Origin of the sequence: Streptococcus merionis DSM 19192, assembly GCF_000380085.1 — a bacterium.
Classification (GTDB): Bacteria; Bacillota; Bacilli; order Lactobacillales; family Streptococcaceae; genus Streptococcus; species Streptococcus merionis.
Genome location: NZ_KB904561.1, coordinates 63,284 through 90,137, shown reverse-complemented (window position 1 = coordinate 90,137; position 26,854 = coordinate 63,284). Strand labels below are relative to the sequence as shown.

General features: G+C 43.5%; 21 protein-coding genes and 2 pseudogenes. 14 read left to right on the top strand and 9 right to left on the bottom strand.

Annotation, left to right across the window (positions count from 1 at the left end; genetic code table 11):
- The 8 genes and pseudogenes from A3I5_RS12495 to A3I5_RS0111305 all read right to left on the bottom strand — a co-directional run.
- Positions 1 to 1,131: pseudogene (locus A3I5_RS12495) on the bottom strand (ISL3 family transposase); the annotation flags it as partial.
- A 94-nt stretch (positions 1,132 to 1,225) separates the two neighbouring features.
- A protein-coding gene (locus tag A3I5_RS12490) for an IS3 family transposase (RefSeq protein WP_408640780.1) occupies positions 1,226 to 2,328 on the bottom strand; the annotation gives its coding sequence in 2 pieces (ribosomal slippage) (positions 1,226 to 2,076 and positions 2,076 to 2,328; 1,104 coding nt in all).
- A gap of 316 nt (positions 2,329 to 2,644) precedes the next feature.
- Positions 2,645 to 2,872 carry a hypothetical protein gene (locus A3I5_RS12485; protein ID WP_269456788.1) on the bottom strand — a complete coding sequence of 76 codons (228 nt, stop codon included), beginning with the start codon at positions 2,870 to 2,872 and terminating at the stop codon, positions 2,645 to 2,647.
- Positions 2,829 to 3,014, bottom strand: coding sequence for an IS66 family transposase (locus A3I5_RS0111330; RefSeq protein ID WP_018374729.1), 186 nt, complete (start codon positions 3,012 to 3,014; stop codon positions 2,829 to 2,831). The genes A3I5_RS12485 and A3I5_RS0111330 overlap by 44 nt, the downstream gene beginning before the upstream one ends.
- 52 nt (positions 3,015 to 3,066) lie before the next feature.
- Positions 3,067 to 3,417: an IS66 family insertion sequence element accessory protein TnpB gene (gene tnpB / locus A3I5_RS0111325; protein WP_018374728.1), complete on the bottom strand. Its 351-nt coding sequence runs from the start codon at positions 3,415 to 3,417 to the stop codon at positions 3,067 to 3,069.
- Positions 3,398 to 3,583 (bottom strand): hypothetical protein, encoded by a 186-nt coding sequence (locus tag A3I5_RS0111320; RefSeq protein WP_018374727.1) that lies wholly within the window; start codon positions 3,581 to 3,583, stop codon positions 3,398 to 3,400. Before A3I5_RS0111320 ends, tnpB begins: the two co-directional genes overlap by 20 nt.
- A gap of 317 nt (positions 3,584 to 3,900) precedes the next feature.
- A complete protein-coding gene (locus A3I5_RS0111310) occupies positions 3,901 to 5,250 on the bottom strand; it encodes an aspartate kinase (protein ID WP_018374725.1) in 1,350 nt (449 codons plus the stop codon).
- A gap of 370 nt (positions 5,251 to 5,620) precedes the next feature.
- Positions 5,621 to 5,842 (bottom strand): hypothetical protein, encoded by a 222-nt coding sequence (locus A3I5_RS0111305; protein WP_018374724.1) that lies wholly within the window; start codon positions 5,840 to 5,842, stop codon positions 5,621 to 5,623.
- Positions 5,843 to 6,126: 284 nt separating this feature from the next.
- Here A3I5_RS0111305 and A3I5_RS0111300 point away from each other — a divergent pair, with 284 nt between their 5' ends.
- The 14 genes and pseudogenes from A3I5_RS0111300 to A3I5_RS12155 all read left to right on the top strand — a co-directional run bounded on the left by A3I5_RS0111300 (position 6,127) and on the right by A3I5_RS12155 (position 22,905).
- Entirely contained in the window at positions 6,127 to 7,305 is a 1,179-nt protein-coding gene (locus A3I5_RS0111300; protein ID WP_018374723.1) for a pyridoxal phosphate-dependent aminotransferase, read from the top strand.
- On the top strand, positions 7,292 to 8,047 hold the full coding sequence (gene recO / locus A3I5_RS0111295) for a DNA repair protein RecO (RefSeq protein WP_018374722.1): 756 nt from the start codon (positions 7,292 to 7,294) through the stop codon (positions 8,045 to 8,047). The genes A3I5_RS0111300 and recO overlap by 14 nt, the downstream gene beginning before the upstream one ends.
- A 54-nt stretch (positions 8,048 to 8,101) precedes the next feature.
- Complete coding sequence (plsX, locus tag A3I5_RS0111290; RefSeq protein WP_018374721.1) at positions 8,102 to 9,100, top strand: phosphate acyltransferase PlsX; 999 nt, start codon at positions 8,102 to 8,104, stop codon at positions 9,098 to 9,100.
- A 3-nt stretch (positions 9,101 to 9,103) separates the two neighbouring features.
- Complete coding sequence (locus A3I5_RS0111285; protein WP_018374720.1) at positions 9,104 to 9,340, top strand: phosphopantetheine-binding protein; 237 nt, start codon at positions 9,104 to 9,106, stop codon at positions 9,338 to 9,340.
- A 236-nt stretch (positions 9,341 to 9,576) separates the two neighbouring features.
- Positions 9,577 to 10,293 (top strand): phosphoribosylaminoimidazolesuccinocarboxamide synthase, encoded by a 717-nt coding sequence (gene purC, locus A3I5_RS0111280; RefSeq protein ID WP_018374719.1) that lies wholly within the window; start codon positions 9,577 to 9,579, stop codon positions 10,291 to 10,293.
- A complete protein-coding gene (locus A3I5_RS0111275; protein ID WP_018374718.1) occupies positions 10,286 to 14,020 on the top strand; it encodes a phosphoribosylformylglycinamidine synthase in 3,735 nt (1,244 codons plus the stop codon). The genes purC and A3I5_RS0111275 overlap by 8 nt, the downstream gene beginning before the upstream one ends.
- 384 nt (positions 14,021 to 14,404) lie before the next feature.
- Positions 14,405 to 15,856, top strand: a complete 1,452-nt coding sequence (gene purF / locus A3I5_RS0111270; protein ID WP_018374717.1) for an amidophosphoribosyltransferase — start codon at positions 14,405 to 14,407, stop codon at positions 15,854 to 15,856.
- 218 nt (positions 15,857 to 16,074) lie between these two features.
- Positions 16,075 to 17,097, top strand: a complete 1,023-nt coding sequence (gene purM / locus A3I5_RS0111265) for a phosphoribosylformylglycinamidine cyclo-ligase (protein ID WP_018374716.1) — start codon at positions 16,075 to 16,077, stop codon at positions 17,095 to 17,097.
- Complete coding sequence (gene purN / locus A3I5_RS0111260) at positions 17,094 to 17,660, top strand: phosphoribosylglycinamide formyltransferase (RefSeq protein ID WP_018374715.1); 567 nt, start codon at positions 17,094 to 17,096, stop codon at positions 17,658 to 17,660. The genes purM and purN overlap by 4 nt, the downstream gene beginning before the upstream one ends.
- Before the next feature lie 23 nt (positions 17,661 to 17,683).
- Positions 17,684 to 18,440 (top strand): annotated as a pseudogene (locus A3I5_RS12000) (GNAT family N-acetyltransferase).
- A gap of 21 nt (positions 18,441 to 18,461) precedes the next feature.
- Positions 18,462 to 18,638, top strand: a complete 177-nt coding sequence (locus A3I5_RS12725; protein ID WP_156809090.1) for a hypothetical protein — start codon at positions 18,462 to 18,464, stop codon at positions 18,636 to 18,638.
- Positions 18,635 to 20,182, top strand: coding sequence for a bifunctional phosphoribosylaminoimidazolecarboxamide formyltransferase/IMP cyclohydrolase (purH, locus tag A3I5_RS0111245; RefSeq protein WP_018374713.1), 1,548 nt, complete (start codon positions 18,635 to 18,637; stop codon positions 20,180 to 20,182). Before A3I5_RS12725 ends, purH begins: the two co-directional genes overlap by 4 nt.
- A 134-nt stretch (positions 20,183 to 20,316) precedes the next feature.
- Entirely contained in the window at positions 20,317 to 20,757 is a 441-nt protein-coding gene (locus A3I5_RS0111240) for an AraC family transcriptional regulator (RefSeq protein ID WP_018374712.1), read from the top strand.
- 111 nt (positions 20,758 to 20,868) lie between these two features.
- Positions 20,869 to 22,905: a GBS Bsp-like repeat-containing protein gene (locus A3I5_RS12155; protein WP_018374711.1), complete on the top strand. Its 2,037-nt coding sequence runs from the start codon at positions 20,869 to 20,871 to the stop codon at positions 22,903 to 22,905.
- Positions 22,906 to 23,453: 548 nt separating this feature from the next.
- On the opposite strand, the gene A3I5_RS11990 is transcribed toward A3I5_RS12155, so the two are convergent.
- A complete protein-coding gene (locus A3I5_RS11990) occupies positions 23,454 to 26,663 on the bottom strand; it encodes a GBS Bsp-like repeat-containing protein (protein WP_018374710.1) in 3,210 nt (1,069 codons plus the stop codon).
- Between the last annotated feature and the right edge of the window lie 191 nt (positions 26,664 to 26,854).

The following is a 26,854-nucleotide window of genomic DNA, read 5'->3' as shown; positions in this document are numbered from 1 at the left end:
GTTGGTGGCTTCCAGTTTGGCGTTGGAATAAGGCTGTTCAAAGGCATTGATTATCTTAGTTTTCACTTTTATAAATGTCTTGAAAACTGACTGGAATATGGGATTGACGGTCTCAAGGGTCTCGTTAATGAGGTCAAAGAAGAGGTCAGAGCGTTTCTTCTGGAAATGGAAAAGCAAGAGTTGGTAAAGGTTGTAGTACTCCTTCAGTTCATCGGAGTAACTCAGGAGTTTCTCAATGATTTCCTGATTGGTCAAGTGAGCACGAAAGATTGGTCTGTAAAACCGCTTGTGGTTGAGCTTCCGGCTATCCTGTTGAATCAGTTTCCAGTAACGCTTGATGGCCTTGTAAGGTAGCTGCTTACGGTCCATCTCATTCATGATTAAAATGCGTGTTCTGTTCATGGCGCGGCTGAGGTGCTACACGATGTGGAAGCGGTCCAGAACGATCTGCGCATTAGGAAATAGTTTTCTGGCTAGGTCAGAGTAAGGCGCAAACATGTCCATGGCGATCCATTTGACGTTAGCACGAATATTTCTAGGGTATCGCAGGAAGTGGTTTCGGATGGTTGCTTGTGTCCTACCGTCAAGAATTGTGATGAGCTGTCTGGTGTGATAATCCTGTGCTACGAAGCTCATTCTGCCTTTCTTAAAACTAAATTCATCCCAAGATAGTACCTCAGGCAGGGAAGAAAAATCAGGCTTGAAGGAGAATTCCTTGAGTTTGCGAATGACAGTTGAGGTTGAGACAGAGAGGTCTCTGGCGATGTCTTTCATTGGCGTATTCTCAATGAGACGTTGGGCAATCTTTTTTCGGACAGGGAGAGAAATTTGGCAGTTCTTTTCTACGAGTGGTGTTTCAGAGACCGCCATTTTCCCACAGTCTCTACAGCGAAAGCGACGTTTCTTGAGTCTGAGCAGCGTAGGCATTCCCTGAATGTCTAACAGAGGGATTTTTGATGCTTTTTGGAAGTCATATTTGGCCATCTGCCCCTGACAACGGGGACACAAACCAGGTGTATAGTCCAGCTTAGCCTTAATCTCGATGTGTGTGTTGTGCTTTAAGACAAAAGTGATTTTGATATTTGGGTCTTCCAATCCGATGAGATCTGTGGTATTATTAAGGAGTTCCATATGATTCTTTCTAATGAGTTGTTTGCGCTTTTCATTATAGATCATATGGGACTTTTTCATACATAAAAAGACTCCATAATCTCTGATTGGGGATTTACCCACTACAGAAATTATAGAGCCTAGTTTCATTATAAAATGTGATGTAACTTTTGACAATATCTGTTATACTATCTTTGTTGAGATTTCTCCAGTTATGGAGATAAAAGGTTTCAGACTTTAGGACGGAATGAAACCATTCAATGCAGGCATTATCCGCAGGCGTCCCTTTTCGGGACATAGAGCGGGTGATGCCTTTTTCCATGCAAGATTGATAATAGACTTTCGAAGTGTAGACAGAGCCTTGATCACTGTGCAGAATAGCTCCTTTAGGGAGTTCTAGTTGATTCAGTGTATCTAACACAAAATTTGTATCTTGAACATCCGAGATGGAATAGGCGACAATCTCCCGATTGTATAAATCCATGATAGAGGAAAGGTAGAGTTTACAGTTCCCAAAATATAAGTAGGTAATATCCGTTACCAGCTTATGAAGTGGTTTTTCTGATTGAAAGTCTCTATCCAGTTTATTATCAGTCACATAGTAAGGCTTGCCGAGATTTGGGGATTTCTTAGGTTTTGTACGACATAACCAACCGTTCTCTTTCATGATGCGGTACACTTTCTTGGCATTTACAAGAAGTCCGTGCTCTCTGCGTAATAAGCGAGTAATGGTACGATAACCATAGATGAACTGATAGTTCAGACAGAGTTCTTCTATCTTATCTGTGATAACATCAGGCCTAGTGTCTGTCTTTTCTAGACTCTTTACCCAGCGATAGTAAGTAGATTTAGGGACACTGAAACAATCCAGTATCACTTGAATAGGATAATCCTGTTTATAGGCATGAACGAGCTTGACGAGAGCTACTTTGTCGAGTTTCTCCTCAAGCGACGATACTTTTTTAGCAGTTTTACCTGCAATTTCAGTTGATCTAGTTCAGATAATTCTTCCAATCCTTTGCCGTAAGTATACTGTTTTCCAACTGGCTGATAAAAGCGATAAAGTTCATTATCTTGATACCATTTCCACCAAGTATAAACTTGACTTTTATTTGTGATTCCTAAGGTTGCCATAATGTTCTTAGTTGACTGACCTGCTTTTTTCATTTCAATACAAGCTAATTTTGTTTCTAGGGGATAAGCTTTTTTGACCATAATAAAACACTCCTGATTTCTATTTTACTAGAATTCCTGGAGTGTTTTTCTTTTGTCTCATTAATCGGGTGCAGTGCCATTTCAGCGTTTTTTTATGATTATGTGGCTTTCAGCCCGTCTCGCTCCGTTTAAAAAAGTATGTTGTACTATTTTTATAGAAATTTTGTAAGCGTCCAATAACGAGGTATATTGAAAAGTTCCAAAGTCTTGCTTGACTTTGGAACTTCTCATTTACAGTTTTTCTGTATGTGTTTAGACCATGGTAAATAGACCTCTAGCACTTCCTTTTTTGCGAGAGTTTCCTCGTTTGGAAGTTTTTCTAGAAGATAAGTGATATATTTCTCTGAATACAAGCTCCAATCTCCTTCAGCTCACCATGGCAATCTGGGCAAGTACAGGCAGCACCAGTTAACTCATGATGGACTTCCTCAGGTTCAAATTGACTGAGAATAGCCTGGCGAACGCCCTTTTTCTTCTTGCGTTTGTAGGTGATTTCTTCCGTTTCAACTGGGTAAGTTAGCGTCTTCTTCTGGCAATGTTTCCTCACCAAATAAGCTCCTTTGACCGTCCATCTGAGGATGCTTTTCAGAAGATTTTCCATAGAGCTTTTGGGTTAAATACGCTACTTGTTCACGAAGGAGGGCAAGCTCATTAGACATTGTTTCAATGATTTTTTCTAATGATGACATGATTTCCCTCTCATACTGTTTTCTACATTATACCTAAAGAAAAGCCATGATTTCAATAGAAATCACGACTTTTTGTGGAATTTATTTTTGGAGTGATGGAAAAGCCCTTCATAAGCCAGTCCACCTGTTCAGCTGTCAAGGCTTCGACCTCATCACTATTTCTTGGCCAAGCTAGTTTACCGTTTTCAAAGCGTTTATAAAGTAACCAGAAGCCTTGACCGTCCCAGTAAAGCGCTTTGAACCGATCACGTTGACCACCGCAGAAGAGATAAACAGCCCCTGAAAAAGGATCTAACTCATGTTGGGATTTAACAAGATAGGCTAGGGAATCAATGCCCTGACGCATATCGGTTTTCCCACAGACAAGATAAACTTGCCCTAAGTCACTTAGTCGAATGGTCATTGTTCAGCACCTTATCCAAAATCGTTTCTATCATCTCTTGAGGGCATGAGCGGAACAAGCTTAACTCCAGCTTTCCCACACGTATCTTCACCATCATTTCATTTCTACTCTTCTTGGGAAAACTGCGAGATTGGAGAAGTTTCAAAGGAACAATTGGTTGTGACATGATATTGGCCTCCTGTTTTAGTTGATACTAAGAGTATACAGGAGGATCGTGAATCAAAGAAGATACCTGGTTATGGGGCGGTTACGAAATTTTCAAAAGTGTGTAGTTGAAGATCTAACAGAATATTTGGTAAACTATTTTAAAAATGAGTTTCCGAACAAGTCTATTGTAAAAGCGAGTGTTCACTTAGTTGGACGCTACCAACTTCTGGTGCGTTGAGAAGTGAGCTACTTTTTTACCCTTAGGAAGATTGTGGGATATGATGAAAATATTTTCATCATATCCCACAATAGTTTTTTCATTCGTCTAAAGTTTACTTATTGAAAGAAAGCATTGTATAGTGCTTTAATGGCATCGTTTTTTTGTTCAGTTCTGATGACAAAGAGAATAGAAACCTCACTTGAGCCTTGAGAGATCATTTCAATATTGATATTGTTTTCTGAGAGAGCGCTAGCAGCTTTTGCTGTGACACCAATGTGGCTCATCATATTTTCGCCAACAACCATAAGGATGGATAGATTTCGTTCAATTTCTGCTTTATCAACTTCTATTTTATGGGTCAGTTGGCGCAAGATTTCTTCTTCTTTAATGGGTGTGAGTTCTCGATCTCTGATAATAATTGACATATCATCAATACCTGTTGGCATGTGCTCAAAACTGATGTTTAAGTCCTCTAAAATCTGTAGAACTTTTCGCCCAAAACCAATTTCACGGTTCATGAGGTATTTTGAAAGGTTAATACTTGTAAAGCCATCATCAGCAGATATACCTACAACAGGTTGTTGTTCTTTACTATGATTCAGGACAATTCGAGTTCCTGGATGAGATGGATTATTGGTATTTTTAATGACGAGTGGAATGTGACCGCGATAGGCTGGAATGAGGGCTTCGTCATGAAGTACTGTAAAGCCAGCATAAGCTAATTCACGCATTTCGCGATAAGTGAGTTCAGTGATAGAGTTTGGGTTGTCAATAATACCAGGATGTGCTGCGAAAATACCATCGACATCTGTGAAATTTTCATAAAGATCGGCCTTGACCCCTGCGGCAACGATTGAGCCAGTGATATCCGAGCCACCCCGTGAAAAAGTGCAAATTTGCCCATCCTGAGTGACGCCGAAGAAACCTGGAATAACAATAACTTCTTCTAAATCAGAAAGTTTTTCGAGGCGATCATAGCTTGATGGAATGATTTGGGCGTTGCCTGGATCACTGGTTACTTTGATTCCTGCTTTTTTGGGGTGCATGTAAAGGGCGTTAATGCCATTTTGATTGAAATACTGAGCGATTAATTTTGCATTATTGTCCTCGCCAGCTGCTAGGAAAGTATCGTATAGAAAGCTATTGTCCGTAATAGGGAGTGTTGCCAAACTTAAGACTGCTTTTTGAATTTTTTCCATCACACGGTTATCCAAGTGCAAGTCATTTGCAATATCTTGATAGCGTTGGATAATCCATTTTTGGTCTTCTGTGACATCTTTTTCAGATATATAGTGTTTATAGTACTTTATCAGTGCATCTGTAACTTTTGTATCCTTGCTATTTCGTTTTCCTGGTGCTGAAACAATGATGAATTTTCGTTCGAGATCGGATTTGACGATATTTAAGACTTTTTCCAATTGTGTAGCTGAGGCCAGTGAGCTTCCACCAAATTTGACAACTTTCATATAGGCTCCATTGTTAGAATTTTAGGACTATTATAGCAGAAAAATACCGTATTGTCAGTTTTAGTCTCTATCAAATACGGCATTGGTATGCGTATGGAAAAACCATTGTTTGCAACGGAGGACTGTAAACAGCAGCTCGTTACTATATATTTTCGATATAATATCCTTTTGATACCCCCCGAATTTGCCAATTAAGCTAGACATTTTGATATGGCTCAGAAAAACTTGGTAAGATCTGTGATGGTTTAAAGATTTGTTAGGAACAGAGTTTTTCGAGCTTGAGAGAAAAGGCTCAGTCTCGTTTCTTTGATAGTTTGATCAATTTGTTGCAGTAGTTGTCTGGTTTGTAAAATGCTGATAAATCGCCATTTTACCCCAGCCAGCAGTGGTTCATTGGCGCTAAAGCACCTAATGATCTTTGCAGGGGTGGAACGATGAAGTCGATTTCAATGAAATCATGACTTTTTATACGCATCTTCAATTTTGTGGGCGAGGCGAAGCTATCATAGCCAACAAGTCTTACTCCCAACCTTTTGAGAAAATCTAATGAAGTCCACCGACTTTGTAAGTCCCTGTCTTCGTAATAAACCATTTTGAGCCTCCGTTGACCAGAATAATCAAGAACCATAAGGAAAATATCGGGATCATGGTTATTTGATAATGATTTCCAATTGGAGAACTTTTCTCACCATCAAACGGGATGAATTTGGAGGGGGTCTTGGAAATTACGATAATCGATTCGTCGGTGATTGTTCTATATCGCTGGCTTTTTATCCATTTGTTTTGGATTCAATCAAGTATAGTGAGTGTTTGAAAAATTCCCCAAATGATTTCAACTTAGGGTATAATAGGTATTATAGATTGTGAGGTGTTGGTATGGATTTGACCCAGCGTTTTAATAAGAACTTGGATAAGATTCAGGTGTCGATGATTCGTCAGTTTGACCAGTCAATTTCGGATATTCCAGGAATTTTGAAGTTGACCTTGGGTGAGCCTGATTTTACAACTCCAGAGCATGTCAAGGAAGCTGCGAAAGCTGCTATTGATGCTGATAAGTCCTACTATACAGGTATGAGTGGGCTGCTGGAGTTACGTCAGGCGGCGTCGGACTTTGTTCAAGAAAAGTATAATCTCAACTATAATCCTGACAGTGACGTTTTGGTGACAATTGGGGCGACCGAGGCCTTATCAGCGAGTTTAATAGCGATTATTGAAGATGGTGACACGGTTCTTTTACCTGCGCCTGCCTATCCAGGTTATGAACCGATTGTGGATATGGTGGGAGGCTCTGTGGTGGAGATTGATACAACAGCCAACAACTTTGTGTTAACCCCAGAAATGCTTGAGGAAGCCATCATTGCTCAGGGTGATAGGCTTAAGGCGGTTATTCTTAACTACCCGGCTAATCCGACTGGAGTAACTTATTCTCGTGAGCAGATTCAGGCTTTTGCAGAGGTATTGAAAAGATATGAGATTTTTGTTATCTCAGATGAAGTTTATGCAGAGCTGACCTATACTGGAGAACCACATGTTTCCATTGCAGAATACCTTCCTGAGCAGACCATTTTGGTGACTGGTCTTTCTAAAAGCCATGCGATGACTGGATGGCGGATTGGCTTAATTTTTGCACCTGCTGTACTGACAGCTCAACTGATTAAGAGTCATCAGTACTTAGTGACAGCTGCGACAACTATGGCTCAGTACGGGGCATTGGAAGCCCTCAAACACGGTAAAAACGATGCGTTACCGATGCGAAAGGCTTACGTTGCACGCCGTGATTTTATCATGGAAAAGATGGCTGCACTGGGATTTGACATTATTAGGCCAGATGGGGCTTTTTACATCTTTGCCAAAATCCCTGCTGGCTATAATCAAAATTCCTTTGATTTTCTACAAAAATTCGCCCGCAAGGAAGCGGTCGCCCTTATTCCAGGAGCGGCTTTTGGGCAATACGGCGAAGGCTACATTCGGATTTCCTACGCAGCCAGCATGGAAAAGATTGAGGAGGCCATGAAACGTTTGGCGCGCTTCATGGAATCAGATGAATCGCGTTGAGACTAGAGGGTTAGTCCTCTACAATCAGCCTTATCGGGAAAGCGACATGCTGGTCAAGATTTTCACGGAGCAGACAGGAAAACGAATGTTTTTTGTCAAAAATGCTAGGGATTCTAAGCTGACCCCTGTCATTCAACCGTTGACGCAGTCGGATTTTATTTTAAAGTTAGGACAGGAGGGGCTTGGATTTATCGAGGATTACCGCGATAGTCGAAGTTTTACTCAGATTAATCAGGATATTTTCAAACTCGCTTATGCGACCTATTTAGTTGCTTTAGCAGATGCAGCTATTCAGGATAATATACCAGACCCGAGTCTTTTTGCTTTCCTATCTAAAACTTTGGAATTGATGGATGATGGTCTAGACGAGGAGATTTTGACTAATATTTTTGAGGTGCAAGTCCTCAGTCGATTTGGAGTCAGCTTGAATTTTGCAGAATGTGTGGTCTGCCACAGGCTTGCCGTACCGTTAGACTTTTCCTACAAATATATGGGCTGTCTCTGTCCAGAACATCAAGCTCAAGACTTCAATCGTGCTCAGGTTGATCCCAATGTCATTTATCTGCTCAACCGTTTTCAGGCGGTGAGTTTTGAGGAATTGACGACAATTTCTGTCAAGCCTGATATGAAGGCTAAGATTCGCCAATTTTTAGATCAGCTCTATGAAGAATATGTTGGTATTCATCTGAAAGCCAAAAAATTTATTGATGACATGGCTGATTGGGGTCAGTTGTTAAAATAAAAATGTGGAAAAATATGATAAAATAAGGTATTGCAAGTATTGGAGGAAAATACTATGAAGAGAATTGCCGTTGATGCTATGGGTGGAGATTATGCCCCTAAGGCCATCGTCGAGGGAGTCAATCAAGCCTTAGCTGACTTTAGTGATATTGAAATCATTCTCTATGGGGATGAGACCAAGATTCGGCAGCACTTAACAGCGACTGAACGCGTACGTGTCGTCCATACGGATGAGAAAATTAATTCAGATGATGAGCCGGCTAAAGCGATCCGCAAAAAAAAGCAAGCCTCTATGGTTTTAGCAGCGAAGGCAGTTAAGGAAGGAGAGGCGGATGCGATTCTATCAGCAGGCAATACAGGGGCCCTTTTAGCGGCAGGTCTTTTTGTGGTTGGACGGATTAAGGGGATTGATCGTCCGGGGTTACTGTCAACCTTGCCTACTCGTGATGGCCATGGCTTTGATATGTTGGATTTGGGTGCAAATGCGGAGAGCACTGCTAAGCACCTTCATCAGTATGCTATTCTTGGTGCTTTCTATGCTAAAAATGTTCGTGGAATTGAGTATCCTCGTGTTGGCCTTCTCAATAACGGTACTGAAGAGAGCAAGGGAGATCCTCTACGTAAGGAAACTTATCAACTTTTGGCTACTGATTCGTCTATCAACTTTATTGGTAATATTGAGGCGCGTGAGCTTTTGAACAGCGTAGCCGATGTTATCGTTGCTGATGGCTTTACGGGAAATGCGGTACTAAAAACAATCGAAGGCACAGCTTTGTCCATCATGGGGCAATTAAAAACAGCTATCAATGCTGGCGGCCTGCGTGCTAAGTTGGGGGCTCTCTTGCTCAAACCGAGTCTGAAGCATCTTAAAAAAACGCTAGACTACTCTGATGCTGGCGGCGCGGTTCTCTTTGGTCTTAAGGCTCCCGTTGTTAAGGCACATGGTTCAAGTGACGCCAAGAGTATTGTCAGCACAATTCGCCAAATTCGTACAATGTTGGATACCGACGTGGTAGGTCAGTCTGTTCAAGAATTTTCAAAAGAGGAGGAGTAAGAGATGACGAGACAAGCTATTTTTGAAAAAGTTGTCGCTATTGCGGCTGAGTACTTAGAAGAAGGTGTTGTGTTAACAGAAGAGTCTTCTGTCCAAGATGGTTTTGCCGACTCAGTACAGTTGATGGAATTTATCATTAGCTTAGAAGACGCCTTTGGTATTGAAATCAGTGATGATGCTGTTGACCAGTTTAGCAACTTGGGCTCTGTAGTGGACTATATTGAAGCGAATATTTCATAAAAATCACTGTTCTTGCTAGGTGATGAGAGTGAGATTGAACTGAAAGCAATCAAATTGCATTGACTTTTGTTCTGTATTAGAAAGATAAGTCTGACTTGAAAGTTAAACATGCGAAAAACAAACGTTCGGAATACGAATGTTTGTTTTTGCTTATCGTCTAAAATTCAGGATTTTCCTTGAATTATACAAATAACTGTGCTAAAATTGGTTTCAAATAAAGAAAGGCGAACAAAGTAATGCCAAATCAAAAGATTTATTCGGGAAAAGCAAAGGACTTATATAGCACAGAAGACGAGAATGTGATTGTTGCTCAGTATAAGGATCAGGCGACTATGTTAAATGGAGCGCGCAAAGAAGAAGTTCTTGGAAAGGGGAAGCTGAATAATCAAATTTCCTCTCTTATCTTTAGACAGTTGAATAAGGCTGGTATCAAAACTCACTTTATCAAGCAATTGTCAGAAACCGAACAAAGTAATGTTAAGCTGGCTATTATTCCTTTAGAAGTCGTCTTGCGAAATGTGGTGGCAGGTTCATTTGCCAAACGATTCGGACTAGAAGAGGGGGTTAAGCTTTCTAAACCGATTGTTGAATTTTACTATAAAAATGACGATTTGGATGATCCTTTTATCAATGACGAACACGCGCTATTTTTGAAGGTTGCTAGCGCTGAGGAGTTGGCTTTTTTGAAGGCTCAGGCTCGTCAGATTAATATCATCCTTCAGGATTTATTTGCCAGAATCGGTCTGACCTTGATTGATTTTAAGCTGGAATTTGGTCGCAATCAAGCGGGGGAAATTATCTTGGCAGATGAGGTGTCACCCGATACCTGTCGCCTTTGGGATACAGATGGCAACCACATGGATAAGGATGTCTTTCGTCGTAATTTGGGTTCTATTACAGATGTCTATCAAGTAGTTTTGGAAAAATTGCAGGGATTAGAGGAAAATGAATAAACGTATTTTTGTAGAAAAGAAAGCTAGTTTTCAGATCAAGGCGGAGAGTTTACTAGAGGAGTTGAAAACTCTTCTACAAGTCAAGAGCTTGACTGACTTGCGTTTAGTCCAAGTATACGATGTTTTTGGTTTGGAGGAAAAACTCTTTGAACAAGCTGTAAATCATGTCTTTTCTGAGCAGGTGACAGATGTGATTTGGTCTGCCGAGGAGACAGATGAGAACCTAACTAACCATCTAGCCTTTGCTATTGAAGCCTTACCGGGACAGTTTGACCAGCGTGCAGCTAGTGCTCAGGAGGCGCTTTTCCTTCTTGGGGCTGATCAAAAGGTGCGGGTCAAGGCAGCACAACTCTATTTGGTTAATCAAGATATGGATTTGGCTGAACTGGAAGCGATCAAAAACTATCTGCTTAACCCTGTAGATTCACGGTTTAAGGACTTATCCACTGGCTTGACCTCTGAAAGTTTTCAAGCTTCTTCTGATGACATTCCAAGCTTAGACTTTTTTGCGACTCACACGGCAGAAGATTTTGCGACATACAAGGCGGAACAAGGCTTAGCTATGGAAGTAGCAGACTTGCTTCATATTCAAGCCTACTTTAAGAGTATTGGACGTGTGCCTACAGAAACTGAACTCAAGGTTTTAGATACTTACTGGTCAGATCATTGCCGCCACACGACTTTTGAAACAGAACTTAAGGCTATTGATTTTTCAGCGTCACAATTTGAAGAGCAGTTGCAGGCTACTTATGATAAATATTTGGCTATGCGTCAGGAGCTTGGTCGTGAAGATAAGCCGCAGACCCTGATGGACATGGCGACAATTTTCGGTCGCTATGCTCGTGCCAAGGGTGACTTGGATGACATGGAAGTGTCTGATGAGATCAATGCGTGTTCGGTTGAGATCGAAGTGGATGTGGACGGTGTCAAGGAGCCTTGGCTTCTCATGTTTAAGAATGAAACACACAATCACCCAACTGAGATTGAGCCTTTTGGTGGGGCTGCTACCTGTATCGGTGGTGCGATTCGGGATCCCTTGTCTGGTCGTTCTTACGTTTACCAAGCCATGCGCATTTCAGGGGCGGGAGATATTACCCAAGCCTTGGCTGATACTCGTTCAGGGAAATTACCGCAGCAGGTCATTTCCAAAACAGCAGCTCATGGCTACTCTTCTTATGGCAACCAAATTGGTCTTGCGACAACTTATGTCAAGGAATATTTCCACCCAGGCTTTGTCGCAAAGCGCATGGAGTTAGGAGCTGTTGTCGGTGCTGCACCCAAGAACAATGTCAAAAGGGAAAAGCCAAAAGCAGGTGATGTGGTCATTCTTTTAGGAGGCAAGACGGGTCGTGATGGTATTGGTGGAGCGACAGGGTCTTCTAAGGTGCAGACTGCTGAGTCTGTGGAGACGGCTGGTGCTGAGGTGCAAAAAGGAAATGCTATTGAAGAGCGTAAGATTCAACGCCTTTTCCGCAATCCTGAGGTGACAACCCTCATCAAGAAGTCAAATGACTTCGGTGCAGGCGGTGTCTGTGTGGCTATCGGTGAGTTAGCTGACGGTCTCATTATCGATCTGGACAAGGTACCGCTCAAGTATCAAGGTCTTAATGGCACAGAAATTGCCATCTCGGAAAGTCAGGAACGCATGGCTGTCGTTGTTGACCAAAAAGATGTGGACCGTTTCATAGCTGAAGCTGCTAAGGAGAATCTTCTAGCCGTTGTCGTGGCGGAGATAACTGAAAAACCAAATCTGGTCATGACCTGGAAGGGGCAAACCATCGTAGACTTGGAGCGCAGCTTCTTAGATACCAATGGTGTGCGCGTGGAAGTTGATGCTAAGGTGATCGATAGTGGACTTGCTCTGCCTTTCCAACGCCAGACTAATAAGGAAAGTTTACAGGTTGACTTGGAGAAAATCCTGTCCGACCTCAATCATGCCAGCCAAAAAGGTTTGCAGACGATTTTTGATTCATCTGTTGGTCGCTCGACTGTCAATCACCCGCTAGGTGGTCGTTATCAGATAACACCAGCGGAAAGTTCTGTGCAGAAATTGCCAGTTCGGCACGGCAAGACTAAGACGGTCTCAGTCATGGCTCAGGGGTATCAACCGTATCTAGCAGAGTGGTCTCCTTACCACGGGGCAGCTTACGCTGTGCTAGAAGCTACCAGCCGTTTGGTAGCAACAGGCAGCAACTGGGACAGGGCTCGTTTTTCTTATCAGGAATATTTTGAGCGGATGGACAAGCAAGCCGAGCGCTTCGGCCAACCTGTAGCAGCTCTGCTTGGATCCATTGAGGCTCAATTGCAACTGGGTTTGCCAGCCATCGGCGGTAAGGATTCTATGTCTGGCACCTTTGAAGAGTTGACTGTCCCGCCAACTCTAGTGGCATTTGGAGTAACAACTTCAGAAGTCTCTCGCGTTCAATCGCCAGAATTCAAGACAGCAGGTGACTTTATCTACTACCTGCCAGGGATTGAACTTGGTCAGGAGATTGATTTTGCGACAGCTAAGGCTAACTTTGAAACTTTGACCAAGCTACAAAAACAGCATAAAATCACAGCCAGTGCAGCTATTAAATACGGTGGTTTATTAGAAACCTTAGCCTTGATGAGTTTTGGGAACCAAATCGGTGCTCAGGTTGAGCTTGAAAATCTAGATAAGGCCATGACTGGTCAGTTGGCAGGTTTTGTCTTTACTAGTCCTGAGGAAATCGCTGGCGCAGTAAAAATCGGCCAAACAACAACTGCCTTTGATTTGGTGGTCAATGACCAACTCTTAGCTGGGAAGGACCTGCTCGCTGCTTTTGAAGGCAAGTTGGAAGAGGTTTACCCAACGACTTTTGTGCAGGAAACGCTTTTGGAAGAGGTGCCAGAAGTGACTAAAGAAGTGGTGCAACAGGCTAAGGAAAAAGTTGAGCAGCCACTGGTTTACATTCCAGCCTTTCCAGGAACCAATTCCGAATACGACTCTGCTAAGGCCTTTGAAGCAGCTGGTGCAAAAACTAAGATTGTGCCATTTGTGACCTTGAACGAGCAGGCTATTGCAGATTCGGTTGACACGATGGTTGACAACATCGCTAATGCTCAGATTCTCTTTTTTGCAGGTGGTTTTTCTGCAGCAGACGAGCCAGATGGCTCTGCCAAGTTTATCGTCAATATCTTGCTCAACCAGAAAGTCCGCGCTGCCATTGACCAATTTATCGAAAAAGGAGGGCTCATCATCGGTATCTGCAACGGTTTCCAAGCTCTGGTAAAATCAGGTCTCTTGCCTTACGGGAACTTTGAATCCAACACTGAGAATAGTCCGACCCTCTTTTACAATGATGCTAATCAACACGTGGCTAAGATGGTGGAAACCCGTATTGCCAATACGAACTCACCTTGGCTAGCAGACCTTGCAGTTGGTGATGTTCATACGATTCCAGTTTCTCACGGAGAAGGGAAATTCGTGGTGACTGCTGAAGAATTTGCAGAACTTCGTGATAATGGTCAAATTTTTAGCCAGTATGTAGATTTTGAGGGCCAACCAAGCATGGATAGCCGCTACAATCCAAACGGTTCTCTCTATGCTATCGAAGGAATTACTAGCAAAAACGGTCAAATTATCGGTAAGATGGGGCACTCTGAACGCTACGAAGAGGGGCTTTTCCAAAATATTCCAGGGCTCAAGGATCAAAAGCTCTTTGCAAGTGCTGTGGCTTACTTTACAGGCAAGGCCGCTCTTTGAAAACCAAAAGGAAGCAACATCATTAACTCGTTTTGGTGACTGTTTGAGGAAGCGCTGTTTCCTCATCTTACCCTCATGTCTGCAGACCGCTGCGAATAGCAATCAAAAGTGAGGGCCTTGAGTTCAGACCTGTCTCTAAAATAAGGTGCGACCACAATGATAGTGCTTTTAACCGAAGTTATTAAGAAAAAAATGATTGCTGCCGAAGCCTTAACACGGGAAAAGTAGAGAGGCTTAATTACTGGTAAAGGAATTTTTTGGACTAGCATTGCTAGAGTCTGTATGGTCAGTCGTTCTTGCGATCGTATAGAATCTTACAAAGCTATGAAAAGAAATTCCTCACACGATGTCACTTAAGAAAAGGACAAAAAGAGGAAAAATAACATGTACGAAGTAAAATCCCTCAATGAAGAGTGCGGTGTCTTTGGCATCTGGGGTCATACTCAGGCTGCGCAAGTCACCTATTTTGGACTTCACAGCCTACAGCACCGTGGTCAGGAGGGAGCAGGGATTGTTTCTAATGATGCTGGTGCTTTGAAAGGGCATCGCGATAAGGGCTTGCTCTCAGAGGTCTTCAAAAATCAAACCGATTTGGATAAGTTGACGGGGCATGCTGCGATCGGTCATGTCCGTTATGCTACTGCTGGCACGGCAGATATCCGCAATATCCAGCCCTTTCTCTACAAGTTCCATGACAGTGAGTTAGCTCTTTGTCATAATGGTAATCTGACAAATGCGATTTCTTTACGTCGTCAATTAGAAGAACAGGGAGCGATTTTCAACGCTTCATCAGACACGGAAATTCTCATGCACCTGATTCGTCGTAGCCATCATCCTGAATTTATTGGTAAGGTCAAAGAGGCGCTGAATACGGTTAAAGGTGGTTTTGCTTATCTGCTCATGACCGAGGACAAGTTGATTGCAGCCCTTGATCCTAATGGTTTTCGTCCCTTGTCTTTAGGCAAAATGACCAATGGCGCTTGGGTGATTGCCAGTGAAACCTGTGCCTTTGAAGTGATCGGTGCCGAGTGGATTCGAGATATCAAGCCGGGTGAAATCATCATCATTGATGAGAATGGTCTCAAAGAAGATGTTTACACGACGGATACCCAGCTGGCTATTTGCTCTATGGAGTATGTCTATTTTGCCCGTCCAGACTCGACCATTGCGGGTGTCAATGTCCACACTGCTCGCAAAAACCTGGGGAAAAAGCTGGCGCAGGAGTTCCAGCATGAAGCGGATATTGTAGTTGGTGTGCCAAATTCTTCCCTCAGCGCAGCTATGGGCTTTGCCGAGGAATCTGGCCTGCCAAATGAGATGGGTTTGGTCAAAAATCAATACACCCAGCGAACCTTTATTCAACCGACTCAGGAATTGCGGGAGCAGGGCGTGCGCATGAAGCTTTCGGCTGTATCGGGTGTGGTCAAGGGCAAGCGCGTGGTTATGGTGGACGATTCCATCGTCCGTGGGACAACTTCTAGGCGTATTGTCCAGCTCTTAAAAGAAGCGGGCGCTGCTGAGGTCCATGTGGCTATCGGCAGTCCTGAGCTCAAGTATCCGTGTTTTTATGGGATCGACATTCAGACTCGTCGGGAATTGATTTCGGCCAACCATACGGTTGAGGAGGTCTGCGAGATTATTGGCGCTGACAGCCTGACCTATCTGTCCTTGGACGGTATGATTGAAGCTATTGGCCTAGAGACAGATGCGCCAAATGGTGGTCTTTGTGTGGCTTACTTTGATGGCCAATACCCAACGCCACTTTATGATTATGAAGCCGAGTACCTTCGTAGTCTGGACGAAAAGACCAGTTTTTACATTGAGAAGGTGAAGTAGGTTGAAGAAGGTAGAAAGCCAACTAAGGCTATTACTTGGGACAACGCTTATCCTGATCCCCATCTTATTGATACTAACCGTGGTATCAGTTCTTAAAGGTCACTGGATTGCTGCGACGGGTATGGTATTGCTACAATAGCTTAGCTATATAGCTTAGTCTTTTGGAATAGCCTCAAAAAGGAATTCAAGACACTTGCTGACAAGGAAAGGAAAAAATAATGACAGAAAAAAACGCATACGCCCAATCTGGTGTTGATGTCGAGGCTGGTTACGAGGTTGTCGAGCGCATTAAAAAACATGTGGCGCGTACGGAACGCCTCGGTGTCATGGGCGCTCTCGGTGGTTTTGGTGGCATGTTTGATTTGACCCAGCTGGACGTCAAAGAGCCAGTTCTAGTATCTGGCACGGACGGTGTCGGAACCAAGCTCATGCTGGCTATCCAGTACGACAAGCACGATACCATTGGCCAGGATTGCGTAGCCATGTGCGTCAACGACATCATTGCTGCGGGTGCTGAGCCACTTTACTTCCTCGACTATATCGCGACAGGCAAAAATGTTCCCGAAAAGCTGGAGCAGGTGGTTGCCGGTGTGGCTGAAGGCTGTGTTCAGGCTGGTGCTGCCCTTATCGGCGGTGAAACGGCTGAAATGCCCGGCATGTATGGCGAGGACGATTATGACTTAGCCGGTTTTGCTGTTGGAATTGCTGAAAAATCACAGATTATTGACGGTTCAAAGGTCAAAGCCGATGATGTCCTGCTGGGACTGGCTTCAAGCGGGATTCATTCCAATGGGTATTCTCTGGTTCGCAAGGTTTTCGCGGATGTTGACGACGACGCTCTGTTGCCGGAGCTAAATGGCAGAGCACTAAAGGATGTCCTCCTTGAGCCTACTCGTATCTATGTCAAGCAAGTTTTGCCTCTCGTTAAAGCGGGTTTAGTTAACGGTATTGCCCATATCACAGGCGGCGGCTTCATCGAAAACATTCCTCGTATGTTTTCCGACAACCTAGCAGCTGAAATCGACGAAAGCAAAATCCCAGTTCTTCCCATCTTTGAAGCCTTGGAAAAATATGGCCAAATCAAACATGAGGAAATGTTTGAAATCTTCAACATGGGTATCGGTCTCGTGTTGGCAATTAACCCAGACAAGGTTGATGAAGTCAAGGATCTGGTGGACGAAGAAGTCTATGAACTCGGTCGTATCGTTGAGAAAACAGATGCCAGTGTGGTGATTCGATGAGCAAAAAGATTGCGGTCTTCGCTTCAGGCTCAGGTTCTAATTTTCAAGTGCTTGCTGAAGCCTTTCCAGTTGAATTTGTCTTTTCAGATAAGCCACAGGCTTATGTCTTGGAACGAGCGAACAGACTGGGTGTTCCTAGCTTTACCTTTGAACTTAAAGACTTTGACAACAAGGTAGCCTACGAACAAGCTATCGTTGACCTGCTGGACCAGCACCAGATTGATTTGATTTGCTTAGCGGGATATATGAAGATTGTCGGTCCGACCTTGCTTTCGGCTTACGAAGGCAAAATTATCAATATCCACCCAGCTTACCTGCCAGCATTTCCAGGTGCCCACGGTATTGAGGACGCTTGGAAAGCGGGTGTTGCTGAGAGTGGCGTCACTATCCACTGGGTGGACGCTGGCGTAGACACTGGTCAAATTATCAAGCAGTTGCGCGTACCAAGACTAACCGATGACACACTTGAAACCTTTGAAACCCGCATTCACGAAGCGGAATATCAGCTGTATCCAGAGGTACTAGAGAGTTTGGGAGTTGATCGAAAAAATTCTCCTTTATGATAAAATAGGTCTAAAGGAGAGAACTGATGCGATTGAACGAGACGGAAAAAGTAGCTTATTTGTTTGCCGATTGGCCAGAGACCATGATTTGGTCTTGTTTGCAAGGTATCATGGGAGAGATTTTAGTAGACGATTTGGAAGTTCCAAAATCTGTGCTAGCTAGAATAGGCAGGCGGTCTTCTTTTGGCTTTTTAGCAGGTGAACCATGTCTGGACTTAATAGAAGTTTGTCGAGGTGAAGATATTATTCTAGTGCTTCAGCAATGCTGGTTGGTCTGACTTGATTGAGACGACTTTTGGGGCAAAAGCTCATGCCTTTACACGGTATGCAACCAAGAAAAACACCGTATTTGATAGAGGAAAACTAGCTTCCCATGTGACTGCTTTGCCAGAAGAGTATGAGTTTCATTTGATTGATGAGACATTTTATCATAAATGCCTGAGCAAGACTTGGTCGCAAGATTTAGTAGGAAATTTTGATGATTTTCAGCACTTTCAAGATATCGGTTTAGGAGTTGTTGTGACCAAGGAGAAGCAAGTCCTGGCGGGAGCTTCTAGTTACTCTGCTTATCAAGGGGGTATCGAAATCGAAATTGACACCCACCCAGATTTTAGACGACAGGGCTTGGCTAAGGCTGTCGCTGCAAAACTGATTTTGGAGTGTCTGAATAGAAATCTTTATCCTAGCTGGGATGCACATACCAAAGCATCTCTGGCATTAGCTCAACAATTGGGCTACGAGTTGTCGCATGAATATATCGCCTATGAAATTGACTGGTGATACCGTTTTTAGAAAGCGAAAATGATGAAAAAACTTTTCTTACACATCCTAGCTTTTATACTCGCCTTTTATTTGACAGCGGTTATATTTCCCGATCTTTCTATTTGGGGTTATGGTCTGGTTGCAGCCTTGGTTGGCGGTGGCTTAGATGTGATTGAAAAGTATTTGTTTAAGGAAAAAATTGAGGAGAAATCATGACAAAACGTGCTTTAATTAGCGTATCAGATAAGGCGGGCATTATCGAGTTTGCCCAGGAATTGGTTCATCTTGGTTGGGAAATTATCTCAACAGGTGGGACTAAGACCGCTTTGGACAATGCTGGCGTGGTGACTATTGCCATCGATGATGTGACGGGCTTTCCTGAGATGATGGATGGTCGTGTTAAGACTCTTCATCCAAAGATTCACGGTGGTCTTTTGGCTCGTCGTGATTTGGACAGCCATTTAGAGGCGGCAGCTAGCCATGAGATTGGGCTCATTGACCTAGTTGTGGTCAACCTTTACCCTTTTAAGGAAACCATTCTGCGTTCTGATGTGACCTATGATTTGGCTGTGGAAAATATTGACATCGGTGGACCGTCTATGCTTCGCTCTGCGGCTAAAAATCATGCTAGTGTGACGGTTGTCGTTGACCCAGCAGACTACGCTGTCGTTCTTGATGAGCTCAAGGCAGGTGGGGAGACGACCTACCCAACCCGTCAACGTTTAGCGGCCAAGGTCTTTCGTCACACCGCAGCCTATGACGCCTTGATTGCGGACTATTTTACTAAGCAGGTCGGCGAAAGTAAGCCTGAGAAATTGACCCTGACCTACGACCTCAACCAGAGCATGCGTTACGGGGAAAATCCTCAACAGGATGCGGATTTCTACCAAAATGCCCTGCCGACAGACTATTCGATTGCCTCAGCCAAACAGCTTAACGGTAAGGAATTGTCCTTCAACAACATCCGTGATGCGGATGCGGCTATTCGCATCATTCGTGATTTTAAAGACCAACCAACGGTTGTCGCCCTCAAGCACATGAACCCATGCGGCATCGGTCAAGGCGAGACCATTGAGCAGGCTTGGGACTACGCTTACGATGCTGATCCAGTGTCCATTTTCGGTGGGATTGTCGTGCTTAACCGTGAGGTTGATGCCGCGACAGCTGAGAAGATGCACCCGATTTTCCTAGAAATCATCATTGCACCGAGCTACTCGGCAGAAGCGTTAGCCATTTTGACTAATAAAAAGAAAAACCTCCGTCTCTTGGAGTTGCCATTTGATGCCCAGAACGCGAGCGAAATTGAAGCGGAATACACCGGTGTGGTCGGCGGCATGCTGGTGCAAAATCAGGACGTCATCAAGGAAAGCCCAGCTGACTGGAAAGTTGTGACTGACCGTCAACCGATCGAGCAGGAAATGACTGCTCTTGCCTTTGCATGGAAAGCGATCAAGTACGTCAAGTCTAATGGTATCTTGATTTCCAATGACCATCAGACTCTCGGTGTCGGCCCCGGTCAGACCAACCGTGTGGCTTCTGTCCGCATCGCCATTGAGCAGGCCAAGGATCGCCTTAGCGGCGCTGTTCTTGCTTCAGATGCCTTCTTCCCATTTGCGGATAATATTGAGGAAATCGCAGCCGCAGGCATCAAGGCCATCATCCAACCCGGCGGATCTGTCCGCGACCAAGACTCGATTGACGCTGCCAACAAGCACGGTATTACTATGGTTTTCACTGGTGTAAGACATTTCCGTCACTAAGATTTCTGAATATAGCAGAGCACCTCAGCAGAAATGTTGAGGTGGTTTTGTGATTAAAAAAGGTGTTGCAAAATATTTTAATAGGGGTTATCATAATTTCATTGGTACCAATAGTGATTAATAAGAGGTGCAAGATGATAGAAAAGTTTGTAAATGTCCCAATTATTTATAAGAGGCGAGTAGGTGCATATGGAGAAGAAAACCATGTTTTAATGGAATCGTTTAAGCAATTTTTAAAGGAACAACAATTATTTAATGAAAACAGTGTTTTGGTCGGTATTGCACTAGATAATCCTGTCAAAACTAGCCCAGAGAAATGTCGATATGATGTTGGTCTAATTGTAGATGATACAGGTAGCAATTGGAACTTACCCCAGCGATTGCTTGAAGACGGTGTTTATCTGGTTATAGAAGTTGAACATACAGTGGAATCTGTTCGTCAGTTTTGGTCCACTTTGTCAAACTATCTAGCAGGTTATCAAATGGATTCAGAGCGCCCGATTATTGAGCGCTATGCAGTCCGCAAAGTTCAAGAAGGTTACTGTGAATTTTGTGTCCCCATACTGAGTAATTAGGAAATATGATCGCAATCTATATAAGTGTTCGTTAGTTCTATCACTAAATTTTTTAATTTTTTGCCTATTATTTCTGATTTTCAACGAATAAAGAGTTTGAAAGGAGATAATATGACACTCAAAAAATTATTATTATCAAGTTTAGTTTTAGGACAATTAGCAGTTAGTGGAGCTGTGCTCGCCAATGAGCATGGTGTCAATGTAGAGGTTCAATCAGATGCGCAGCGTGCGACCTTGGTTTACCAAGGAGAGATGCCACAAAAAGGTACCATCCAGTATGCCATTTGGTCTGAAGAAAATGGCAAGGATGATTTGGAATTCTACGATTATCAGGGACCAGAGACAACTATTGACCTACAAAACCATTCCGGAGACGGAACTTACCATATTGAGGTTTATCAAGTCAAAGGTGCTGAAAAAGTCTTGCTCAAGGCTACAACCTTCCAGAGAGACACCGAAGAGACCAAGACAACTGCACCAGAAACAACAACTGTTGCTCCAGAGATGACAACTAACTCGGTAGAGTCCACCACCTCGATGACAACGACGCCGTCAACATCTAGCAAACCAGAGGCTCAAGCTGAGTCAACAACGCCAGCTACAACGACAAACCAAGAGACACAATTGCCTCAAGCACCGACAACCAAGTCAAGGATAACATCATCGCAAGAGAGCGAACCGAAATCAGCAGAAAATTCTAGCGATGTAAGTGTCATGCAACCCCGTTCTTCTAGGTCTTCAATCCAGCCGAGGTCTGCTAGAAGCGCTTCACCATCACAGTATCGTGCTGCAACTCCTGTGGCAGAAGTCTCAAGTCAGCCTAGAATAAGCGCTAGTGTGAGTCGAGATGGTAAGATTAACATTGCAGTCACTGGTGTTGCAGGGCAACCTGCGGAGGTGTTACTTCCAACTTGGTCAGATAAGAATGACCAGGATGATATCAACTGGTACCGAGCAGCTAGACTGTCAAATGGGATCTATTATTTACAGGTTGATACGAAAAATCATAAAAATGATACAGGACTCTACCATATTCATCTCTATATCCGCAGCAAAGCAGGTGCTTCTTTGGAAGGTGCTGGTCTAACGACTGTGACGGTTGGAAATCAAGTGACAACACCGACAACTCCTAAGAAGACCGAGCCTGCAAAGACAACCATTACAGCCAGTCAAGTTGAAAAAACAAAAGGGACCTATAGGCTGAATATTCAGCCAGAAAAAACGGTGAAGTCCATTGATGTAGCCGTTTGGAGTACTTCTAATCAGAGCAATATCAAATGGTATAGCATTCCTGGAAATGGTCAGTCAACTTACAGTCTCAAAGTTTCTTATACCAATCATCAGAGTTTAGCAGGGCAATACCAGAACCACGTGTACATCAATTATGCAGATGGAAGCCGTCTTGGTTATGTGGGGCCAACTGTCACTCTGGAAAAACCTGTACAAGCAGCGTCCGTCTCGACTTCTGCTAGATTTATCGGATCAGGTACCTATGAATTAACCCTTCATAATGCAGAAGCAGGTGCTTATCAATTTGCTGTTTGGTCGGATAAAAATGGTCAGGATGATTTGATCTGGTACGATGCCCAGCCAAGTGGAAATGGTAGTCATAAACTTCAGTTGGACTTATCCAAGCATAAGGATAGCGGTACTTATCATCTCCATGTCTATAAAAAAACTTCAACAGGTCAAGTAGGCGTTATCCCAAGCACTTTCACAGTAGCTGCACATCATTTGCCAGCGGCCGTAACTAAAACTGTCGCCACACCAACAATTCCGAGAACCTACCATGCGACCAGCTATCCTGTTGGTCAATGTACCTGGGGAGCCAAGCAAGTCGCACCTTGGGTTGGCGAATGGTGGGGGAATGCCAAAGAATGGGCAAATGTTGCTCGTAGACTAGGATACTCTGTCGGGACAATGCCTCGGGTTGGTGCTGTTGCTGTTTGGCCGACAGACGGTAATGGCTATGGTCATGTGGGAGTTGTTACTCATGTTGAAAGTGCCAACCGTATCCAGATTCTGGAGTCAAATTACCTTGGAAGACAGTACATCAGTAATTTCCGCGGCTGGTTTGATCCAACCATGGTCTGGAATGGTTCAGGTTATACTCGTGGAGAAGTCTATTATATCTATCCAAAAGCATAAGAAATATAGCCTTGAGTCATTAGATCATGTCATTAGGCTCTAATTGAAGCTAGGCAAGGTGAATAAGTGTCCCGCTTAAGAGTGCAAACTTAAAAATCTTTGGGAAATAGGAGTCTAAAGGATCAGTAAAAAAAACTTTTATGGCGCCTGTTGAAAAAGTCAATGCTATACAGATAGCAGGAGTATTCTTGTTTAGAATGATAGAAATATAGTTGATTGAAAGCTGTCTCAAAATCAGAGCATCACCTAGTATACTTTTTTGAACCACAGCTGTACTGTTTCTTGATTCAATCGACTATAATATTCAAAGGAAGCCAAAAGCTGAATTAGACAAGGAACTAAAAGTAGAGCTAATACTCCCTACGGTAAGCTACTGACATCGGATTTTGATTTTCACAGAAAGTAAACTATATAAAAACTGCACGAAATCAACGTTTATTAAACGAAGGTTTCATGCAGTTTTATTATTTTTTATATAATCTTCAGCGGTCACATACTTTTTTTAGCGAAAGCGAAATCATCACGGCTGTCTGCCAGACTCTTTTAGTCTATTCAGAAAGTTGGATGAAGACAGAGCCTTGGTAGAGATCGCCAGACCAGTTACTTGGAACGCTAGTCAAGTAAGACACATCGTACCAACCATTCATGCTTGGTGTGTAAGGGTCCATGACATAGGTTTTCCCGTTTTGGTAGCCTTTGAGCAGGAGTTGGTGAGTAGCCGGTGATTTGACAAAGACAGAATGACCGACGGCTGCAGCGACAAATTGGCCGTTTTGTAGAGCATTAATCAAAGCATTTTGACCATGAAGAGCTGTTGCACGTAAGCCGAAATGGTTGGCTGCTTGGACAAGGCCAGTACCAGTAGTACCCGCTCCATGGATGCGGTTGAATTCTTGCGTGTTGTAGTAGAGATAACTTGCCACATCGTTTGGAGTTATCGTACGCCCTGTAATACCGGTAGCTGCCATGGCAACTGCTGTTGGTACACAGCCAGAATAACTGACACTATATTGTCCGTAAACAATACCTCCCCAACGACCATCATTTTGTGAATAGTAAGGTGCAGTATAGTTTGTACGAGCTACCTGAATGGTACCAGAGGTCTGGAAGACATTTTGGCTATTTGTCAGGTAAGCGTGGATGTGATAAGTGCCGATACCGCTATGGTTTTGGACGTTGAAATTCAACTGGTAGCGGCCATTTCCTAGAGATTGAGCAACGTACCAAATCAAATCATCTTGACCGCCTGTATCAGACCAAATCGCCACATTGACACGTCCTTGGCCATAAATATTAGCAAAATCAACGGTATACTGACCAGTTCCTTGGTAGCTAGTAGACATGGTTGCAGCTACTGTTTGGGCAGTTGCCTGAGTTGTTGTACCACCTACACCGACGAATTGGCCAGAGTTAAGACGGTAGTAAAGGTGGATATTGTACTTGCCAGAGGTGTTGTTGTGGTTGGCAAGGTTGACAGAAACACTGTAATTGCCGTCAGCTTGCTTGGTTGCTGTATACCAACGAATGTCATCTTGACCGCCTGCTTCTGACCAGATTGGTACAGAGACTTCTTTGACGCCACTTGGGGCATAAACGCCCGAAATGACAACATCAAAACCATTGTTATTCTTGGAAACACTAATGTGTCCTGTTGGCTGTGTGGCTGATGCTTCGACCGTTGTTTGAATGCCACCGATACCTTTTAGTTGTCCGTCTGCAGTTCTATGATAATAGTGAACATGGTAGGTTCCAGTATCGAACTTGTGATTGCTGATGGAGATGGAAGCCTTGTAGGAACCGTCTGCCTGCTTTTCAGCACGATACCACTGGATATCGTCTTGGCCACTCTTGTCTGACCAAGTTGGAAGAAGAATTTCTGAGACTCCATAACCCGGATTAACGTCTGTGATGGTGACATCAAAGCTACCCGTTTGTTTGTTTTGATTGGTAATGGTTAATTTACCTAAAGAGGTATTTGATTTAACAAGAGTTTGGGTGCCACCGACTCCTTTAAGCTGGCCATTGCTTTGGCGATAGTAGAGATGGGCATGATAGGTGCCTGTCTCAAACTGGTGATCGCTAGATTTGACACTTACTTTGTAAGAGCCATCAGACTGTCTAGCTGCGTTGTACCAACGAATATCATTTTGACCATTAGTTTCGCCCCAGACAGGAACGAGAACTTCAGAAACACCTGCTTGACTGGCAACTTCTGTCACCAGAATATCGAAACTACCAGTGACTTGGTTATTGTTGGTAATGGTAATTTTCCCAGAAAGGGGAACTGTCTTGACAGTCGTCTTGGCGGTTGAGATGCCTTTTAGTTGCCCATCGTTTTGGCGGAAGTAGAGATGGGCGTGGTAGATACCTTGATTGTTCTTGTGGTTGGCGGGGTCAACGGTGATTTTATAAGAACCATCCATCTGCTTGGTGGCATTGTACCAATGAATATCATCTTGTCCGCCTTGATCAGACCAGACTGGGATGAGCACTTCTTTGAGTCCGTTTGGTGCGTAAATATCTGAGACAACCACATCAAAAGCACCTGTTACTGCATTAGCAGTGGTAATCGTCATCTTACCAGTTGGTTGTGTCGCTGTTTTGGAGATAGTTGTCGTCGTTCCCCCAACACCGATCAATTTCTTCTTGCGATCAATATAGTAGAGGTGGATGTAGTATTCTCCCAGATCATTTTTGTGATCAGAAATGGAAACCATGGCCTTGAAGGTATTGTCGGCTTGTTTTTTAGCTCTATACCAGTTGATGTCATCTTGTCCGCCCGCAGCAGACCAGATAGGAAGTAAGACTTCCTCGACGCCATCTGCGCTATCAACGTTTGAAACAGTCACTTCAAAGGAACCTGTTTGCTGGTTTTTGACAACAGTCAGGGTACCAGTCGTTTGGAGTCCGCTTGTTGCGTTACGCAAGATAGGTTCTGTTCCAAAATAAGCGGTTTCTGTTACAGTAGAAGGAGTCTCAGTACGGTTTTTGTCCTCTTTGGTAGTTGCCTGTGAAGAAGACGCTGTGCTGGTAGTTGATTTTGCTTGGACAGGGGTTGTAGATTGAGCTGGCTCAGTGCTTTCAGGATTCTCTTTGTCCTCACTGTCGCCCTTGATATCAGGCTTGATTTCCTTTGTTTCTTGACGGGCAGATGCTTGTTCTGTGGAAATAGCAGAGCTAGTCGTCGCTGTTTCGGTCGGAGCAGGTGTTGTCGTTGGTTCAGTAGGAGACGTTTGAGTTGTTTCTACTGAGGAACTGCTTGTTTCAGCTAAAGCAGCCTCAGTTGTTGTCTTTGTCGGCTCAGTAGACTCTGCGTTAACAGGCTCCTCATCTGTCCAGATAAAAGGATAATCAGATAAGAAATCTGTGATACCCTGCGAACGTTCCAAGGCGACCTTGGCCTTAAAGTTTTTACCAGTCTTGTCGTGGAAAGTACGGTCTAGTTTGACGACATAGCTACCATCTTTATCAAGTTCTGCAGTGTAGGTGTGTTTGTCACTATCATCGCTCTTGGATGAGATGGTGATCTTAACCGCTTGGACGCCTTTTGCTGAGACATTTGACAAACGAAGGATTGGCTTGCCGTCAAGCAAACTTGCTTGAATATCAGCGGTTATTCGCTCTGTAGTAGCAGTTTCAACTGTTTTTAAACTGACCTTTTCAGCAGTCAATTGATCCGCTGAGATTACAGGTGAGTTAACGAAAGCCCCCAAGATCATCGTAGATGAAAGGAGGATAAATTTTGATGAATAGCGCATAGTATTCCTCTTCTATTTTAGTTTCCATACTATTATAAAGTAGATTCATTTAAATGTCAATGCAATATTTTTGTTACAAAAAGGACGGTTGGGTAACAAAAATGGGTAGTTTTCGTTGATAAAAAGAAGAAGTTATCAATAATTAGAGCTATATGACAAAAAAGTCAGTCTGTTACAGCCTTGTCTTACTT

What these genes read in the sequence shown, in the direction of transcription:
- A3I5_RS0111300 (WP_018374723.1), top strand. Translation starts at nt 6,127, where the DNA reads ATGGATTTGACCCAGCGTTTTAATAAGAACTTGGATAAGATTCAGGTG.
- tnpB (WP_018374728.1), bottom strand. Translation starts at nt 3,417, where the DNA reads ATGACCATTCGACTAAGTGACTTAGGGCAAGTTTATCTTGTCTGTGGG.
- recO (WP_018374722.1), top strand. Translation starts at nt 7,292, where the DNA reads ATGAATCGCGTTGAGACTAGAGGGTTAGTCCTCTACAATCAGCCTTAT.
- A3I5_RS12155 (WP_018374711.1), top strand. Translation starts at nt 20,869, where the DNA reads ATGACACTCAAAAAATTATTATTATCAAGTTTAGTTTTAGGACAATTA.
- A3I5_RS0111240 (WP_018374712.1), top strand. Translation starts at nt 20,317, where the DNA reads ATGATAGAAAAGTTTGTAAATGTCCCAATTATTTATAAGAGGCGAGTA.
- A3I5_RS0111320 (WP_018374727.1), bottom strand. Translation starts at nt 3,583, where the DNA reads ATGTCACAACCAATTGTTCCTTTGAAACTTCTCCAATCTCGCAGTTTT.
- A3I5_RS12725 (WP_156809090.1), top strand. Translation starts at nt 18,462, where the DNA reads ATGATGAAAAAACTTTTCTTACACATCCTAGCTTTTATACTCGCCTTT.
- purM (WP_018374716.1), top strand. Translation starts at nt 16,075, where the DNA reads ATGACAGAAAAAAACGCATACGCCCAATCTGGTGTTGATGTCGAGGCT.
- A3I5_RS0111330 (WP_018374729.1), bottom strand. Translation starts at nt 3,014, where the DNA reads ATGTCATCATTAGAAAAAATCATTGAAACAATGTCTAATGAGCTTGCC.
- A3I5_RS0111275 (WP_018374718.1), top strand. Translation starts at nt 10,286, where the DNA reads ATGAATAAACGTATTTTTGTAGAAAAGAAAGCTAGTTTTCAGATCAAG.
- A3I5_RS0111310 (WP_018374725.1), bottom strand. Translation starts at nt 5,250, where the DNA reads ATGAAAGTTGTCAAATTTGGTGGAAGCTCACTGGCCTCAGCTACACAA.
- purF (WP_018374717.1), top strand. Translation starts at nt 14,405, where the DNA reads ATGTACGAAGTAAAATCCCTCAATGAAGAGTGCGGTGTCTTTGGCATC.
- purH (WP_018374713.1), top strand. Translation starts at nt 18,635, where the DNA reads ATGACAAAACGTGCTTTAATTAGCGTATCAGATAAGGCGGGCATTATC.
- plsX (WP_018374721.1), top strand. Translation starts at nt 8,102, where the DNA reads ATGAAGAGAATTGCCGTTGATGCTATGGGTGGAGATTATGCCCCTAAG.
- A3I5_RS0111305 (WP_018374724.1), bottom strand. Translation starts at nt 5,842, where the DNA reads ATGGTTTATTACGAAGACAGGGACTTACAAAGTCGGTGGACTTCATTA.
- purC (WP_018374719.1), top strand. Translation starts at nt 9,577, where the DNA reads ATGCCAAATCAAAAGATTTATTCGGGAAAAGCAAAGGACTTATATAGC.
- purN (WP_018374715.1), top strand. Translation starts at nt 17,094, where the DNA reads ATGAGCAAAAAGATTGCGGTCTTCGCTTCAGGCTCAGGTTCTAATTTT.
- A3I5_RS11990 (WP_018374710.1), bottom strand. Translation starts at nt 26,663, where the DNA reads ATGCGCTATTCATCAAAATTTATCCTCCTTTCATCTACGATGATCTTG.
- A3I5_RS0111285 (WP_018374720.1), top strand. Translation starts at nt 9,104, where the DNA reads ATGACGAGACAAGCTATTTTTGAAAAAGTTGTCGCTATTGCGGCTGAG.